This window comes from Streptomyces erythrochromogenes, assembly GCF_036170895.1.
GTDB lineage: Bacteria > Actinomycetota > Actinomycetes > Streptomycetales > Streptomycetaceae > Streptomyces > Streptomyces erythrochromogenes.
Window position 1 is genome coordinate 2,765,208 of sequence record NZ_CP108036.1, and the last position, 15,551, is coordinate 2,780,758.

13 protein-coding genes are annotated in these 15,551 nt (G+C 72.3%); 4 read left to right on the forward strand and 9 right to left on the reverse strand.

What is annotated here, in order from left to right; genetic code table 11:
• Nucleotides 1-61: 61 nt before the first annotated feature.
• Entirely contained in the window at nucleotides 62-562 is a 501-nt protein-coding gene (locus OHA91_RS12240; protein WP_031148525.1) for a DinB family protein, read from the forward strand.
• A 36-nt stretch (nucleotides 563-598) separates the two neighbouring features.
• Here the strand turns inward: OHA91_RS12240 and OHA91_RS12245 are convergent, their stop codons facing one another.
• Nucleotides 599-1,333 (reverse strand): siderophore-interacting protein, encoded by a 735-nt coding sequence (locus OHA91_RS12245; protein ID WP_266497497.1) that lies wholly within the window; start codon nucleotides 1,331-1,333, stop codon nucleotides 599-601.
• Between the two features lie 184 nt (nucleotides 1,334-1,517).
• On the opposite strand from OHA91_RS12245, the gene OHA91_RS12250 reads away from it, so the two are divergent.
• Together OHA91_RS12250 and OHA91_RS12255 are read left to right on the forward strand one after the other, a co-directional pair.
• Nucleotides 1,518-3,623 carry a penicillin acylase family protein gene (locus OHA91_RS12250; RefSeq protein WP_328741125.1) on the forward strand — a complete coding sequence of 702 codons (2,106 nt, stop codon included), beginning with the start codon at nucleotides 1,518-1,520 and terminating at the stop codon, nucleotides 3,621-3,623.
• A complete protein-coding gene (locus tag OHA91_RS12255; RefSeq protein ID WP_031148519.1) occupies nucleotides 3,620-4,219 on the forward strand; it encodes a GNAT family N-acetyltransferase in 600 nt (199 codons plus the stop codon). Before OHA91_RS12250 ends, OHA91_RS12255 begins: the two co-directional genes overlap by 4 nt.
• Here OHA91_RS12255 and OHA91_RS12260 read toward each other — a convergent pair.
• A complete protein-coding gene (locus OHA91_RS12260) occupies nucleotides 4,197-4,379 on the reverse strand; it encodes a hypothetical protein (protein ID WP_266497504.1) in 183 nt (60 codons plus the stop codon). The genes OHA91_RS12255 and OHA91_RS12260 overlap by 23 nt on opposite strands.
• A 72-nt stretch (nucleotides 4,380-4,451) precedes the next feature.
• On the opposite strand from OHA91_RS12260, the gene OHA91_RS12265 reads away from it, so the two are divergent.
• Entirely contained in the window at nucleotides 4,452-6,323 is a 1,872-nt protein-coding gene (locus tag OHA91_RS12265) for a protein kinase domain-containing protein (RefSeq protein WP_328739229.1), read from the forward strand.
• Here OHA91_RS12265 and OHA91_RS12270 read toward each other — a convergent pair.
• From OHA91_RS12270 to ligA, 7 genes are all read right to left on the reverse strand, one after another.
• Nucleotides 6,313-6,852, reverse strand: a complete 540-nt coding sequence (locus tag OHA91_RS12270) for a hypothetical protein (RefSeq protein WP_037631912.1) — start codon at nucleotides 6,850-6,852, stop codon at nucleotides 6,313-6,315. The two genes, OHA91_RS12265 and OHA91_RS12270, sit on opposite strands and share 11 nt — an antisense overlap.
• A gap of 116 nt (nucleotides 6,853-6,968) precedes the next feature.
• Complete coding sequence (gatB, locus tag OHA91_RS12275) at nucleotides 6,969-8,483, reverse strand: Asp-tRNA(Asn)/Glu-tRNA(Gln) amidotransferase subunit GatB (protein ID WP_030826534.1); 1,515 nt, start codon at nucleotides 8,481-8,483, stop codon at nucleotides 6,969-6,971.
• Nucleotides 8,484-8,499: 16 nt separating this feature from the next.
• On the reverse strand, nucleotides 8,500-8,745 hold the full coding sequence (locus tag OHA91_RS12280) for a hypothetical protein (protein ID WP_031148510.1): 246 nt from the start codon (nucleotides 8,743-8,745) through the stop codon (nucleotides 8,500-8,502).
• Nucleotides 8,742-10,235 (reverse strand): Asp-tRNA(Asn)/Glu-tRNA(Gln) amidotransferase subunit GatA, encoded by a 1,494-nt coding sequence (gene gatA, locus OHA91_RS12285; RefSeq protein WP_266497522.1) that lies wholly within the window; start codon nucleotides 10,233-10,235, stop codon nucleotides 8,742-8,744. Before gatA ends, OHA91_RS12280 begins: the two co-directional genes overlap by 4 nt.
• 5 nt (nucleotides 10,236-10,240) lie before the next feature.
• Nucleotides 10,241-10,537, reverse strand: coding sequence for an Asp-tRNA(Asn)/Glu-tRNA(Gln) amidotransferase subunit GatC (gatC, locus tag OHA91_RS12290; RefSeq protein ID WP_030030671.1), 297 nt, complete (start codon nucleotides 10,535-10,537; stop codon nucleotides 10,241-10,243).
• A 222-nt stretch (nucleotides 10,538-10,759) separates the two neighbouring features.
• Entirely contained in the window at nucleotides 10,760-12,940 is a 2,181-nt protein-coding gene (locus OHA91_RS12295) for a putative bifunctional diguanylate cyclase/phosphodiesterase (RefSeq protein ID WP_245240055.1), read from the reverse strand.
• Between the two features lie 385 nt (nucleotides 12,941-13,325).
• On the reverse strand, nucleotides 13,326-15,527 hold the full coding sequence (ligA, locus tag OHA91_RS12300; protein WP_031148504.1) for an NAD-dependent DNA ligase LigA: 2,202 nt from the start codon (nucleotides 15,525-15,527) through the stop codon (nucleotides 13,326-13,328).
• Nucleotides 15,528-15,551 lie beyond the last annotated feature (24 nt).

A 15,551-nucleotide genomic window follows, 5' to 3' on the forward strand; every position in this document is an offset into this window, starting at 1 on the left:
GCCGGGTCGGCCGGCGGGCAGGGGTTCCGCGACACACGGGCCGACGGGCAAGATCGCGGACATGGAACGCATCAGCCCGCCCCTGACCGGGGACGAACGCGAAACCCTCCGGGCCTACCTCGACTACCACCGGGCCACCCTCGCCCGGAAGTGCGAGGGCCTCACCGACGAGCAGCTGCGCCGCGCTTCGATGCCCCCGTCCACCCTGTCCCTGTTGGGCCTCGTACGGCACATGGCCGAGGTGGAACGGCACTGGTTCCGCCGGGTCGTCGGCGGCGAGGAACTCCCGCACCTGTGGTCGGACAGCCACGACTTCCAGGCCGCCTACGACGCCTCCGGCTCCAGCCGCGCCGAGGCGTTCACCGCCTGGCAGGAGGAGATGGCGCACGCCCGCCGCATCGAGGCGGCCGCCGAGTCCCTGGAGGTGACGGCGTACGTGCCGCGCTGGGAGGAGGAGGCCTCGCTGCGCCTGGTCATGCTCCACCTCGTCCACGAGTACGCCCGCCACAACGGCCACGCCGATTTCCTGCGCGAGGCGATCGACGGCGTGACCGGCGCCTAGGGGATGTGCCCGAGTCGTGGGCCCGGGCCGCTGTGCCTAGGCGGCCCGCCAGTAACCCAGGCCGTTCACCCGCTGCTTGGGCAGGCCGAGGTCCTTGCGCAGGTAGGCCGTCAGGGTGCGGGTCGTGGCCGTGTCGCAGGCCAGCCAGACGTACCCGGATGCCGGGTCCGGTCCGAGCAGCTCCGGCAGCTCGGCCCGGACCCGGTCGGCCAGCGCCGTACCGTCGCGCGGGACCCGGCGGATGTCGTGCCGGTCCGCGTCCAGGCGTACGGGCAGCTCCGCGTCGGAGGTGTGCTGGGTCTCGAACCAGATGGTCGCGGGCAGCTCGGGGAAGGAGTCCAGCAGCGAGTTGATCGCCGGAAGGGACGCGGGGTCGCCGATGACCAGCAGGCGTTCCGGCGCCGGAGCCGGGGCGGTGAATCCGGTGCCCTGGACGGTGGCCTCGATGGTGTCGCCCGGCTGGGCGCCCCGCGCCCAGGCGCTGGCGACGCCGTCGTGGAGCGCGAACTCGAAGCAGAAGGTGCCGGCCTCGGGATCCGGGTCGACCAGCGTGTACGCCCGCTGGTGCGGCTTGTCCGCGTTCTGGAACCAGACCCGCACCCACATCGTCGGGTGCAGCGATTCGCCGGCGGCGGCCAGCAGTCCGCCGTCGGTGAAGTACACCCGGCGGTAGTGCTCCGTGACGTCTTCCGACCCGGTCACCGTGAACGTGAAGTCCTTGCCCCGCAGGAGCTTGAGGACCACGCCCTCCCAACCCTTGCCGACCGCCATGTTCGACCCCTCCCCTGACACCATTATAGTTAGGGCAGCCTAACCTAAATGCACGTCGGGGAAGAGTGTGAGCAGCGTGAGCAGTGTGAGCAGCGACAGCGACCCGGAGCCGTACACTGGCGCCCAGGACGAGCCCCAAGGGCAGACCCCGGAATCCTACGACGTCTTCCGCGACCCCTGGGGCATCCCCCACCTGCGCGCATCGGACGAACTCGGGCTCGCCCGCGCCCAGGGCCGCGTCACCGCTTTCGACCGCGCCTGGCAGCTGGAGGTCGAACGGCACCGCGCCGAGGGCTCCAGCGCCTCCTTCCTGGGGCCGGACTCCGTCGTGTGGGACCGCTTCGCCCGCCAGAGCCGCCTCGCCGATACCGCGCGCCTGTGCTACGAGGCCATGGAGGCCGACGACCCCGCGACCGCCGCCTGGGTGCGCGCGTACGTGGACGGCGTCAACGAGGGCCTGGCCGACGGCGCCGCCCGCGACGAGCGCTTCGCCCGGACCGGCCTCGCCCCCTCCCCCTGGGAGCCGTGGGTGCCGCTGGCGATCTGGGTCGCCACGCACATCCTGTTCGCCGGCTTCCCCACCAAGCTGTGGCGCGAGCGCGTGGCCCGCGCCCTCGGCGACGAGACGCTCACCCTCTTCGCCACCGACGGCCCCCGCATCGCCGGCAGCAACGGCTGGATGGTGCCGGGCGACCGCACCACCACCGGTGCGGCGATCATCGCGGGCGACCCGCACCGCTTCATCGAGGACCCGGGCGTCTACCAGCAGATCCGCCTGGCCTGTCCGGACTACGACGTCCTGGGCCTCGCCGTCCCCGGCGTCCCCGGCCTCGCCCACTTCGGGCACACCGGCTCCGCCGCCTGGGCCATCACCAACGCGATGTCCGACTACCAGGACCTGTACGTCGAGCGGCTGCGCCGCGGCGACGACGGCGCCGTCGAGGCGTTCGGCCCGGACGGGGTCTGGGAGCCCGTCGCGCGCCACACGGAGACCATCACCGTGGCGGGCGGCGACGACGTCGAGGTGGAGATCCTGGAGACCGCCCGCGGCCCGGTGATCGTGCGCGCGGACGGCGACCTCGGCGCCGACGCCGAAACCGCCCCGGCCACCGACACCGACAGCACCTCCGCCTCCGCGGGCAGCGCCGACGGCAGCACGCAGACCCTCTCCCTGCGCTACCCGCCCCGGGTCCGCCGCGACCTCGGCTTCGCCGCCCTCCCCGCCCTGCTGCGCGCCCGCACCGTCGCCGACATCGACCGCGCCCTCGACGGCTGGGCCGAGCCGGTCAACGTCGTCCACGCCGCCGACACCGAAGGCGGCCTGCTGCACCGCGTCGCGGGTGCCGTGCCGCTGCGCCACGGCACCAACCGGCTGCGCCCCGTGCCCGCGTGGGAGCCGGAGCACGCCTGGCAGGGCTGGGCACCGACCCCCGCCGAGCCCGTCCAGGGCTTCGCCGTCATGGCGAACGCGCGCGGCATCGCCTCCCCGCTCGGCGTGGAGTTCGCGCCGCCGCACCGCGCCGACCGCATCCGCGAGCTGCTCAGCGGCTCCGCGGACTGGTCCCCGAAGGCGATGGCCGACGTACACCGGGACACGCACCTGGCATCGGCCGAACCGCTGCTCGCCCTGCTCCCCGGCTTCGAGGAGCTGACGCCGGCCGCGCAGGAGCTGCGCACCCGGCTGCTGGCCTGGGACCGGCGCATGGAGGCCGACAGCACCGACGCCACCGCCTTCTCCGCCTTCCGGACCGCGACCGTACGGCGCCTCGCCGCCGACCCCGTCTTCGCGGACCTGGCGGGAGCGCCCGCCGGACCCGCGGTGTTCCACCCGTGGCTGTACCTGGTTCCCAAGATCGGTTATGCGCTCGAAGGCCTGCTCACCACGTCCCTCGTGCCGGAGCTGGACCGTGCGGCGCACGTCCGCGCCGCCCTGGAGGAGACGGCCGCGGCAGGCTCCCCCGACACCCCGTGGTCGCAGGTCCACCGGCTGACCCCCTGGCAGGCGGTCCCCGACCCGGACGCCCCCGAGTGGCCCGGCCTCGGCGGCGACCACGACTGCGTGAACGCCACCTCCTCCGTACCGGGCTTCACCGACCTCACCGCCCGCGCGTCGGCCGCCCGTTACGTCTGGGACCTGGCCCGCCGCGAGGACAGCCTCTGGGCCGTCCCGCTGGGCGCGGACGGCGTCACCGGAACCCCCCACCACCGCGACCAGCTCCCCCTGTGGGCACGCTGCGAACTCGTCCCCGTCGTCACCGACTGGACCCGGCTCACCAAGGAATCGATATGACCTCCGCCGTCTCCGCCCGGCAGCCCGTCTACACGCACCTCATCGAGGGCTTCGGCACCGTCACCATCACCCCGGTCGACCCGGCCGCCGACGCCGGCCTGATCCACGGCTGGGTCACGCAGGAGCGGGCCCGGTTCTGGGGCATGGGCGAGGCCAGTCGCGAACTGGTCCAGGAGATCTACGAGGACGTCGACCGCCGCACCACCCACCACGCGTTCATCGTGGCCCGCGAGGGTGAGCCGGTCGCGCTGTTCCAGACGTACGAGTGCGCCGAGGACCGGGTCAGCGAGTGCTACGACGCGCTGCCCGGGGACGTCGGCGTGCACCTGCTGATCAGCGCGGGCGAGGGCGCCCCCCAGCGCGGCTTCAGCGCGAGCCTGATGGAGGCCTTCTTCTCCTTCGTGTTCTCCGATCCGGCCACCCGGCGCGTGGTCGCCGAGCCGGACGCCCGCAACACCAAGGCCATCGCACGGCTGGAGCGCACCGGGTTCGTCCTCGGCCCGGAGGTCGTGCTCCCGGAGATCGACCTGCCCGAGATCTACCTCCCGGCCAAGCCGGCCCGCCTCGCGTTCCTCAGCGCACCGCAGGACCGCTGAGGAAGTCGGTGACCGGCGGCGCCCGTTCGGCCGGGCGCTCGGCGAACGGAATCTGCCCGGTGGGCAGTTCCACGAGCCGGGCGCCCGGCCGCAGGCTGCCGAAGCGGGCGCGCCCGCGGTGTCGAGCAACCGCCCCAGGAAGCGGCAGGGGCAGATCCACGGTTTCGATTGCCGTACCGATTCCGGCCACGCCAGACTGACCCCCACTCAACACCGGGCAGCTGGGGGGAAATTGACCAGCCAGAATCTGCACATCGGGCCGGACGCGGCAGCGGACCGCTATCGCCTGCTCAGGTCGATCGGGCGCGGCGGGGAGGCCGTGCTGTACCTCGCGGAGATCGAACTCGCCGGCGGGTCGGAGCCCGTGGTCGTCAAGGTGCTCGACTCCAAGACCACCATCACGCCCGAGGTCTTCGACCGCATCAGCCAGAAGTGGAACGAGCAGGCCGAACTGCTGAGATTCGTCCACCGGCCCGGCGTCGTGGGCGTGCGGGAGCACTTCGAGGGCCCGCCGATCCACCGGCCCGGGGAGTCGTCCACCCTCACCGGGCGGGCGCTCGTCCTCGTCATGAACCACATCGACGGGCTCGACCTGCGGGACTGGCGCGCCGAACGGACGCTCGCCGGCGCCGCCGAGCGGCGCGAGGTCATGCGGACCCTGGAGCAGCTGGCCGAGGTGCTGGACTGGCTGCACTCGGGGAAGGCCACGCCCTCCGGGCGCCAGGTCGTCCACGGCGACCTCTCCCCCGGCAACGTGATGGTCGACGCGCACGGGCAGGCCACGCTGGTGGACTTCGGCCTCAGCAAGCTGACCGCCGACCACCAGACGGCCGAGGTCTGGTTCACCCCCGGCTACGCGGCCCCCGAGGTGTTCGAGGGCAAGCGGACACCGGGCACCGACCGGTACGCCTTCGGGGCGATCGCGTACTTCCTGCTCAGCGGGGAGTCGCCGCCCGCCTCTCCGCAGCAGCTGGCCCGGGCGATGGCCGAGCTGCCGCAGATCGCGGTGCTGGACGCCGAGCAGCGGGCCCGGATCACGGCCCTCTACGCGGAGGAGCCCTCCCGGCGGCCGGTGAACCTGGCCGGATGGATGAAGGACGTACGCCGTGCCGTGGTGTCCACGACGACGTCCACGACCTCGCAGCGGGCCGCCGTCCAGGACTCCCCGCCGAAGCCGGCCGCACCTCCGCCGCCCACGGTGGCTCCGGCGGCCGCGGCGGCGCCGCCACCGCCCGCGTACAGTCCGACCGCGCCCGCCGGGGCTGCGGCGGCGCCACCGCCGACGGCGCCGCTGACCGCGCCGGATCCGGCGCAGCCCGCCCCGCCGGCGACGGAGCCCGCGCCGGCAGCCGTACCGGAACCGGCGGCCTCGGTGCCGGAGGGGTACGGGCCCGCGTACAACCTGTCCCCGGCGCCGCCCGCGCAGCCCGCCCCGCCGAAGAAGAAACGGCGGACCGGCCTGGTCCTGGGCTCGGCGGTCACCGTCGTCGTACTGGCGGCGCTCGCGGTGGCCGGCGTGAAGTTCTTGGGCGACATGGACAAGGGGGACACCGCCGCGAGCGGGAAGCCCGGCGGGGCGAGCGCGCCGCAGTCGCCGGCGCCCTCCTCGGCCTCCGCGAGCCCGTCTACGGACTCCGCCACGGACGGTTCCGGCCCCGGGGCCTCCCCGACCCCGGCGGGCTCCTCAAGCCCCCATGCCCCGGGGCAGGTCAAGGACAGCAACGTCGCCGACCTGACCGTGCTGTCCTCGGTGGGCGGCGTCGACAACTTCGAGGTCGGCTCCGCGAAGCTGAACACGACGGAGTACGGGGCGGCACTGCTCGGCAGCTGCTACTACGGCGCGGCGATCGAGTACGACGTCAACAGGGCCTGGTCCTCGCTGGAGTTCACCGCCGGCATCGACGACGGCTCGACCGTGGAGCAGGCACGGCTGACCATCTCGGTGGACGACAAGCCGGCGGTCTTCTCCGAACTGGTCCACCTGGGCAAGCCGGTCACCAAGTCCCTGGACATCAAGGGCGCCCTGCGGCTGCGCATCAAGGTGGAGGAGGGCTGCAAGGGCCGCGGCAACGCCGTCCTGGCGGCCCCCGTCCTCAAGCGCTGACGGAGCCGTTCCCGTCCGACACCCCGAGGTCGGCGCGCATGGCCGCACGCATCTCCCGGAGCAGGGCCCAGATCTCCTGCTGGGCCGCGGAGACGCCGGCCATCGTCTCGCCCTCCTCGGTGGCGCCCCTCTCCAGGCGCTTGACCTGGCCGTAGACCCTGCTCAGGGCATGGTTGACGGCGCTCGCGGGCCCGAGCACGGCGTCCGGTGCGATCATCTGCGCCTCGGAGTAGCGGTCGCGCTGGGCGTTCTTCGCCTCGTCGAGCGCCTCCCGGTCCGCGTCCTCGACCGTGCGCTCCCGCATGACGTGCAGATGGCGGTTGAGGGCGGTGGTGAACTGCCGGGCGTCCCGGTTGAGGTCCGCGTAGCAGGTCCGCCGCAGCGTCAGGTAGTCGCGGATCTCCTCGTGGCCGCGCAGGAGTTCCATCTCCCTGCGCTTCGCCCGCTCAGCGCCGCGCTGGGTGAGCAGCGCCCCGCCCAGGGTCCCCACCACGCCCACCGCCGCGATGACCATCGCTCCGATCTCCACCCGCAACTCCCCTTGCCCTCCGGCGGCCTTGACGGTCCAGTGTGCGGGAGACGACCGAGGCCCCGCACCAACGGGTGCGGGGCCTCAGTGCGTTCGGGCTGGCAGGCCCGGAGGGATCAGCCCTCGGAAACGCCCAGGCGCTCCAGGATGAGCTCCTTGACGCGCGCCGCGTCGGCCTGGCCGCGGGTGGTCTTCATGACCGCGCCGACCAGGGCTCCGACCGCGGCGATCTTGCCGCCGCGGATCTTGTCGGCGATGGCCGCGTTGCCCGCGATGGCCTCGTCGACGGCCGCGCCGAGCGCGCCCTCGTCCGAGACGACCTTGAGGCCGCGCTTCTCGACGACCTCGTCGGGGGTGCCCTCGCCGGCCAGGACGCCCTCGATGACCTGACGGGCCAGCTTGTCGTTCAGGTCGCCGGCCGCGACCAGGGCCGCGACCCGGGCCACCTGCGCCGGGGTGATCGGCAGCTCGTCGACGACGACGCCCTGCTCGTTGGCGTTGCGGGCCAGCTCGCCCATCCACCACTTGCGGGCGGCGGCCGAGTCGGCGCCCTCCTCGATGGTGGCGACGATGGAGTCCACCGCGCCCGCGTTGAGGATCGACTGCATGTCGTGCTCGCTGACGCCCCACTCCTCGCGGAGGCGGTTGCGGCGCACGCGCGGCATCTCGGGCAGGCCGCCGCGCAGCTCCTCGACCCATTCACGGGCCGGCGCCACGGGCACCAGGTCGGGCTCCGGGAAGTACCGGTAGTCCTCGGCGTTGTCCTTGATGCGGCCGGCCGTGGTGGAGCCGTCCTCCTCGTGGAAGTGCCGGGTCTCCTGCACGATCGAGCCGCCCGACGAGAGCACCGCGGCGTGGCGCTGGATCTCGAAGCGGGCCGCACGCTCGACGGAGCGAAGCGAGTTGACGTTCTTGGTCTCCGAGCGGGTGCCGAACTCGGACTCGGGGGTCGGGCGCAGCGACAGGTTCACGTCGCAGCGCATCTGGCCCTTGTCCATGCGGGCCTCGGAGACGCCGAGCGCCTTGATGACCTCGCGCAGCTCGGCGACGTACGCCTTGGCGACCTCGGGGGCCCGCTCGCCCGCGCCCTCGATGGGCTTGGTGACGATCTCGATGAGCGGGATGCCGGCGCGGTTGTAGTCCAGCAGCGAGTGGGACGCGCCGTGGATGCGGCCGGTGGCGCCGCCGACGTGCAGCGACTTGCCGGTGTCCTCCTCCATGTGGGCGCGCTCGATCTCCACGCGGAAGATCTCGCCGTCCTCCAGCTGGACGTCCAGGTAGCCGTTGAAGGCGATGGGCTCGTCGTACTGGGAGGTCTGGAAGTTCTTCGGCATGTCCGGATAGAAGTAGTTCTTCCGGGCGAAGCGGCACCACTCGGCGATCTCGCAGTTCAGCGCGAGACCGATCTTGATGGCCGACTCGACGCCGATCGCGTTGACGACCGGCAGGGAGCCGGGCAGACCGAGGCAGGTGGGGCAGGTCTGCGAGTTGGGCTCGGCGCCCAGCTCGGTGGAGCAGCCGCAGAACATCTTGGTCTTGGTGCCGAGCTCGACATGGACCTCGAGGCCCATGACGGGGTCGAACGAGGCGAGAGCGTCCTCGTACGACAGCAGTTCGGTGAAGGTGGTCACGGTGAAACTTTCCCTCTCAGCCCAGCAGGACGTCGTCGTCGCCCAGGCGCTTCAGCTCGCGGTACAGGATCGCGAGGCCGGTGACGATGGCGGCGGCGGACACGGCGGCGTCGACCAGCTTCAGCACGTCGTTCTCGCTGCGGGCCTTCTTGACCTGCTTCATCACGCTGACCGCGCCGAAGGCGGTGGTGCCGATCGACAGGTAGGTGCCGGTCTTGGACTTCTTGAAGCCCTTGGCCTTGGACAGTGCACTGGTGCTCACAGGGACGGTGCCTCCTCAAGCAGCGGGTGACCCCAGCGTGCGACGAAGGCCGCCTCCACGGCGGCACCGACCTTGTAGAGCCGGTCGTCCTTCATCGCCGGGGCGATGATCTGGAGCCCGACCGGGAGACCGTCCTCCGGTGCCAGGCCGCAGGGCAGCGACATGGCGGAGTTGCCGGCCAGGTTGGTCGGGATGGTGCACAGGTCGGCGAGGTACATGGCGAGGGGGTCGTCAGTGCGCTCGCCGATGGGGAAGGCGGTGGTCGGGGTCGTCGGGGAGACGATCACGTCGACCTGCTCGAAGGACTTCTCGAAGTCCTGCGAGATCAGCGTGCGGACCTTCTGGGCGGAGCCGTAGTACGCGTCGTAGTAGCCGGAGCTGAGCGCGTACGTGCCGAGGATGATGCGGCGCTTGACCTCGTCGCCGAAGCCGGCTTCGCGGGTCAGGGCGGTGACGTCCTCGGCGGACTTGGTGCCGTCGTCGCCGACGCGCAGGCCGTAGCGCATGGCGTCGAAACGGGCCAGGTTCGAGGAGCACTCGGACGGCGCGATCAGGTAGTACGCGGCCATCGCGAGGTCGAAGGACGGGCAGTCCAGCTCGACGATCTCGGCGCCGAGCTCCTTGAGGAGCTCCACCGACTCGTTGAAGCGCTGGACGACGCCGGCCTGGTAGCCCTCGCCCGCGAACTGCTTGACGACACCGACGCGCATGCCGGCGACCGAGCCGTTGCGGGCGGCCTCGACGACCGGCGGGACCGGGGCGTCGATGGAGGTGGAGTCGAGCGGGTCGTGCCCGGCGATCACTTCGTGCAGCAGAGCCGCGTCCAGGACCGTACGGGCGCAGGGACCGCCCTGGTCGAGGGAGGAGGAGAAGGCGACCATGCCGTAGCGCGAGACGCCGCCGTACGTGGGCTTCACGCCGACCGTGCCGGTGACGGCGGCGGGCTGGCGGATGGAGCCGCCGGTGTCCGTGCCGATGGCGAGCGGGGCCTGGAAGGCGGCGAGGGCCGCTGCGGAGCCGCCGCCGGAGCCGCCGGGGATGCGGGTGAGGTCCCAGGGGTTGCCGGTGGGACCGTAGGCGCTGTTCTCGGTGGAGGACCCCATGGCGAACTCGTCCATGTTGGTCTTGCCGAGGATGACGACGTCGGCTTCCTTCAGCTTGCGCGTCAGGGTGGCGTCGTAGGGCGGGATCCAGCCTTCGAGGATCTTCGAGCCGACGGTGGTCGGGATCCCGACGGTGGTGAAGATGTCCTTGAGGGCGAGGGGCACGCCGGCCAGCGGGCCGAGCTTCTCGCCGGCCGCGCGCTTGGCGTCGACGGCGCGGGCCTGGGCGAGCGCCCCTTCGCGGTCCACGTGCAGGAAGGCGTGGACCTTCTCGTCGGTGGCGTCGATGCGGGCCAGGTGGGCCTCGGTCACCTCGACGGCCGTGAGCTCGCCGGAGGCGATCTTCTCGGCGGTCTCGGCGGCCGTGAGCTTGATGATGTCGACCATGGCTGTTAGTCCTCCCCCAGGATCTGCGGCACCTTGAAACGCTGCTGCTCCTGGGCGGGAGCACCGGAGAGCGCCTGCTCGGGGGTGAGCGACGGACGGACCTCGTCCGCGCGCATGACGTTCGTCAGCGGCAGCGGGTGGGAGGTCGGCGGGACGTCTTGGTCGGCGACCTCGGAGACGCGGGCGACCGCGCCGATGATGTCGTCGAGCTGTCCGGCGAAGTGATCCAGCTCGTTGCTGGACAGCTCAAGGCGCGCCAGCCGTGCGAGGTGGACGACCTCCTCGCGCGTAATGCCAGGCATGCAGCGATCCTCTGGGGGTGGGTGGATGTGTAGTTTCGGGCTCAATCCTATGGGGCCCGGTGCCCGGCCTGCGAAACGGTTTGGCCCGAGCCGCTGTGCGGGGCCCGCACCTCAAACGCCGACGGGGCTCTATTTCAGCCTCGCCGGCGTTTGAGGTGCGGGTCCGGGGCGGAGCCCCGGCGGCGGCGGCGCGCCCGCGGGGGCACCGCCGGACCGACGGGGTCAGACCGCGTCGGCCTCGGCCGCCGCCAGTTCCGCCGTGATGTCCGCCGGGCGGCGCCAGCCGCGCTCGCCGCGGGCCAGCAGCCAGGCGGTGGCCTCCTGCGGCGGCATCGCGGCGGCCACCAGCCACCCCTGTACGGCGTCGCAGCCCAGGTCCCGCAGCCGCTCCCAGGTCTCGTCGTCCTCGACGCCCTCCGCCACGACGAGCAGGCCGAGCGAGTGCGCGAGGTCCACGGTGCAGCGGACGATCTCCGCGTCCTGCGTGTCGACGGCGAGCCGGCCCACGAACGAGCGGTCGATCTTCAGCTCGCTGACCGGCAGGCGGCGCAGGTGGACGAGCGAGGAGTAGCCGGTGCCGAAGTCGTCCAGGGACATCTTCACGCCGTGCCCGGTGAGGCCGGCCATGGTGTCCGCCGCCCGCTGGGGGTCCTCCAGCAGGACGTGTTCCGTTATCTCCAGCTGCAGGCCGCTGGCCGGGACCCCGTGGCGGGCCAGCCGCGCGGCCACCGCGCCGGCGAAGCCGGGCGTGTGGACGTCGCGCGGCGAGACGTTGACGGCGACCGGGACCTTCAGGCCCTGCGCCCGCCAGCGGGCCACCTGGGCCAGGGCGGTCTCCAGCACGTACTCCGTCAGGTGCGGCATCAGCCCGGAGGTCTCGGCTATCGCGATGAACTCGTCCGGGGGGACCCGGCCGCGTTCCGGGTGGACCCATCGGACCAGTGCTTCGAGCCCGGCGACCTGGCCGTCGAAGCGGACCTTCGGCTGGTAGTGGAGTTCCACTTCACCCGCGTCGAGGGCCCTGCGGAGGTCGCCGAGGAGGCCCAGGCGGTCGGGGGTGTTGCTGTCGCGCTTGGACTCGTACACCTCCACGCCCGTGCGGTCCCGCTTGGCCTGGTACATCGCCACGTCCGCGCGCCGCAGCAGCCCCTCCGCGTCCAGCGCGTGGTCGGGGAAGACGGCGAGGCCGGCGCTGGCCTCCAGGACGAGCGTGAGGCCGTCCAGGTCGAGCGGGGAGCTGAGCTCCGCCACCAGGTGGCGGGCGATGCGCTGGGCGCTGGTGGTGGAGTCGGCGACGGGGAGCAGGACGGCGAACTCGTCGCCGCCCAGGCGTGCGGCCTCGGCCTCCTCGGGCAGCGCCTGGCGCAGCCGGTCGGCGATCTGGAGGAGGAGCCGGTCGCCCGCCAGATGGCCCAGGGTGTCGTTGACCGCCCGGAAGCGGTCCAGGTCGATCAGCACGAGGGCGGCCCTGGTGCCCAAACGTTCAGCCTCGTCGAGGGCGGACCAGGCCCGCTCCAGCAGCCACTGCCGGTTCGGCAGCCCGGTCAGCGGGTCTCGCAGCTGCTCCTCGGCGCGCGCCCGGGCGATCCACAGGGTGGAGTCCAGCGCGATCAGCGGTACGGCGAACAGCGGCAGCAGGACCGGCTGGGTGACGGCGACCACGCAGATCAGGGGTGCGATGCCGAGCAGCGCGACCGCCACTAAGGCCTGTCGGAGCAGGGCGGTCCGGGCGACGGTGGGCAGCCCGCCGCCGCGCGGGGCCAGTGCGATCCAGAGCAGGAGCCGGGTGGAGAGCAGGTAGGCGACGGCGACGAGGACGATCTCGGGCAGGGCGTCCAGCCCCCAGGTGGTGGGCGGCCAGGGGGTTTCGACGGTGGGCGTCTCACCGAAGGCGGCGAGCACGAGGGCGCCGGCCCCGATGCCGAGGATGTCGACGGAGCCGTGGAGCAGCCCCTGGCGCCAGCGGTGCCGGCGGGCGGCCCCGACGAGGGAGACCACGGCCAGCGAGACGAGTCCGGCGGGCACCCAGCCGTAGAGGATGAGCACGCCGAGGGTGAGCGCGGCGCCCGATCCGGTGCCGCCCCACCAGCGGTCCCGGCCGAGGGCGACCAGGTGGCCGACGATGATGCCGGTGAGGAGGGCCAGTGCCCAGCCGACCGGCCCCCCGGGGAACAGCGCATGACGGCCACTCAGGGCCGACACGACGCCGGTGGTGAGCACCGCGACCGCGAGACCCACGACGAGGAAGGGCAGCACGCCGCGCCGCCCCTGCCCGCCCTCACCGGTGTCGACCGGTCGGGTCTCCGGCGTCCTGGCACGCAGGACGCCGAGCCTGCCCGCCCGCATGGGCGGGATCTCCCCGCCGAATTCAGGTGACGGGTCGGCGCTTTCGGTGGGTTTCATGCCCGTACCTCTCACAGCCGGCGATGCCGATGTCACGCGATGGCCCCGATGTCATGCCACCACGGCCGGAATCGCATCCCGCAGCCGTGCACGACAGGCGCACCCCTCAACAGTAGGACGCGGGAGGCTCCCAGGGGCAGCGGTCGGCAGTGGTTGCCCGAATGCGACCCAGCCATCCTCATCAGTACGGTATCCGCCGAACGGGTGAGTTTGGACGGGGGCCCCCAGTCACCCCTCCGATGATCCGACAGGTCACCGCCCTGCGACCAGGCTTGTACCGGCCGTTTACCACCGTCCGCCGCGCCTGGCGTGCGCCCGCCCGTACGGCCGCACGCCACGCATCCGTTCGCCTTCGCTACTCCCTCTCGGGGATTGCCCTTCGGTCCTACTCCCCTTCGGGCGCGCCGTCCACCGGGAGCGCGGCCTCGCGTGCCGCGTCCGGCCCCTGCTCCAGCAGTACGGCGAAGCCGGCGTCGTCGAGGACGGACAGCTTCAGCTGGACGGCCTTGTCGTACTTAGAGCCGGGGTTGTCGCCGACCACGACGAAGGAGGTCTTCTTCGAGACGGATCCGGTCACCTTGGCGCCGCGGCTCTGCAGGGCCTCCTTGGCGCCGTCCCGCGTATGGCTCTGCAAAGTGCCGGTGACGACCACGGTCAGCCCCTCCAGGGGCCGCGGTCCCTCCTCCTCGGCGGAACCTTCCTCCTCCATCCGGACCCCGGCCTCCCGCCACTTGCGCAGGATCTCCTGGTGCCAGTCGACCGCGAACCACTCCTTGAGGGAGGCGGCGATGATGGCGCCGACCCCGTCGGTTGCGGTCAGCTGCTCCTCGGTCGCCGCCTCGATGGCCGCGATGGACCGGAACTCGCGGGCGAGCGCCTCGGCCGCGACCGGTCCGACGTGGCGGATGGACAGGCCGTTGATGATGCGGGCGAGCGGGCGCTCCTTGGCGGCGGCGATGTTCTCCAGCATCGCCAGGGCGTTCTTCTTCGGCTCGCCCTTCTGGTTGGCGAAGACCGTGACGATCTTCTCCTCGCCGGTCTTCGGGTCCCGCTTGGGCAGGCCGCTGTCCGGGTCGAGGACGTACGCCTTGATGGGCAGCAGCTGCTCGATGGTCAGGTCGAAGAGGTCGCCCTCGTCGAGCAGGGGCGACCGGGCCGGCTCCAGCGGGCCGGTCAGCGCGGCCGCCGCGACGATCCCGAAGTTCTCGATGTCCAGGGCCTGCCGGCCGGCGAGGTAGTAGATCCGTTCGCGCAACTGGGCCGGACAGGTCTGGCCGTTGGGACACCGGACGTCGATGTCCCCCTCCTTCATGGGCCGCAGCGCCGTCCCGCACGCGGGGCATTCGGCCGGCATCACGAACTCCCGCTCGGTGCCGTCGCGCAGGTCCACCACCGGCCCGAGGATCTCGGGGATGACGTCGCCGGCCTTGCGCAGGACCACGGTGTCCCCGATGAGGACGCCCTTGGCCTTGACGACCTCCTGGTTGTGCAGGGTCGCGAACTCGACCTCGGAGCCCGCCACCGTCACCGGCTCCACCTGCGCGTACGGGGTCACGCGCCCCGTGCGCCCGACGCCGACCTTGATGTCGATCAGCTTGGTGTTGACCTCTTCGGGCGCGTACTTCCAGGCGATGGCCCAGCGCGGGGCGCGGGCGGTGGAGCCGAGGCGGCCCTGCAGGGCGATCTCGTCGAGCTTGACGACCACGCCGTCGATCTCGTGCTCCACCGAGTGCCGGTTCTCGCCGAACTCCGCGATGAACTGCCGGACCTCGGCGAGCGAGGAGACGACCTTGTTGTGCCGGGCGGTGGGCAGGCCCCACTCGCGCAGCAGCTCGTACGCCTGCGACTGGCGCTCGATCTCGAAGCCCGCGCGGGCGCCGATGCCGTGCACGACCATGTGCAGCGGGCGGCCGGCCGTGACCTTCGGGTCCTTCTGGCGCAGCGAACCGGCGGCCGCGTTGCGCGGGTTGGCGAAGGGCTTGCCCTCGGCCGCGACGAGTCTCGCGTTGAGCTCCTCGAACTTCTCCATCGGGAAGTAGACCTCGCCGCGGATCTCGACGAGCGCCGGGATCCGTTCGCCGGACAGGCGGTCCGGGATGTCGGCGATGGTGCGGACGTTGGGCGTGATGTCCTCACCGGTGCGGCCGTCGCCGCGGGTGGCCGCCCGGGTGAGGCGGCCGTTCTCGTAGGTGAGGTTGACGGCGAGGCCGTCCACCTTCAGCTCGCACAGGTAGTGGTAGTCGGAGGTGCCCGTGTCGCGGGCCACCCGGTCGGCCCAGGCGGACAGTTCCTCGTCGTCGAAGGCGTTGTCGAGGGAGAGCATGCGCTCGCGGTGCTCGACGGAGGCGAAGTCCGTCTCGTACGCCCCGGCCACCTTCTGGGTGGGCGAGTCGGGCGTGCGCAGCTCGGGGTACTGCTCCTCCAGCGCCTCCAGCGAACGCAGCAGCTTGTCGAACTCGGCGTCGCTGACGACCGGCTGGTCGTTCACGTAGTACCGGAAGCGGTGCTCCTCGACCTGCTCGGCCAGCAGCTGGTGCTGTTCACGCACCGCCGCCGGTACTGCCGTGTCCTGCTGTTCGGCTGCCATGCCGTGTCCTCCCGTGGCCCGTCT

Coding starts and splice junctions, on each gene's coding strand:
- OHA91_RS12240 (WP_031148525.1), top strand. CDS start 62: ATGGAACGCATCAGCCCGCCCCTGACCGGGGACGAACGCGAAACCCTC.
- OHA91_RS12245 (WP_266497497.1), bottom strand. CDS start 1,333: ATGGCGGTCGGCAAGGGTTGGGAGGGCGTGGTCCTCAAGCTCCTGCGG.
- OHA91_RS12255 (WP_031148519.1), top strand. CDS start 3,620: ATGACCTCCGCCGTCTCCGCCCGGCAGCCCGTCTACACGCACCTCATC.
- gatA (WP_266497522.1), bottom strand. CDS start 10,235: ATGGTCGACATCATCAAGCTCACGGCCGCCGAGACCGCCGAGAAGATC.
- gatC (WP_030030671.1), bottom strand. CDS start 10,537: ATGCCTGGCATTACGCGCGAGGAGGTCGTCCACCTCGCACGGCTGGCG.
- OHA91_RS12295 (WP_245240055.1), bottom strand. CDS start 12,940: ATGAAACCCACCGAAAGCGCCGACCCGTCACCTGAATTCGGCGGGGAG.
- ligA (WP_031148504.1), bottom strand. CDS start 15,527: ATGGCAGCCGAACAGCAGGACACGGCAGTACCGGCGGCGGTGCGTGAA.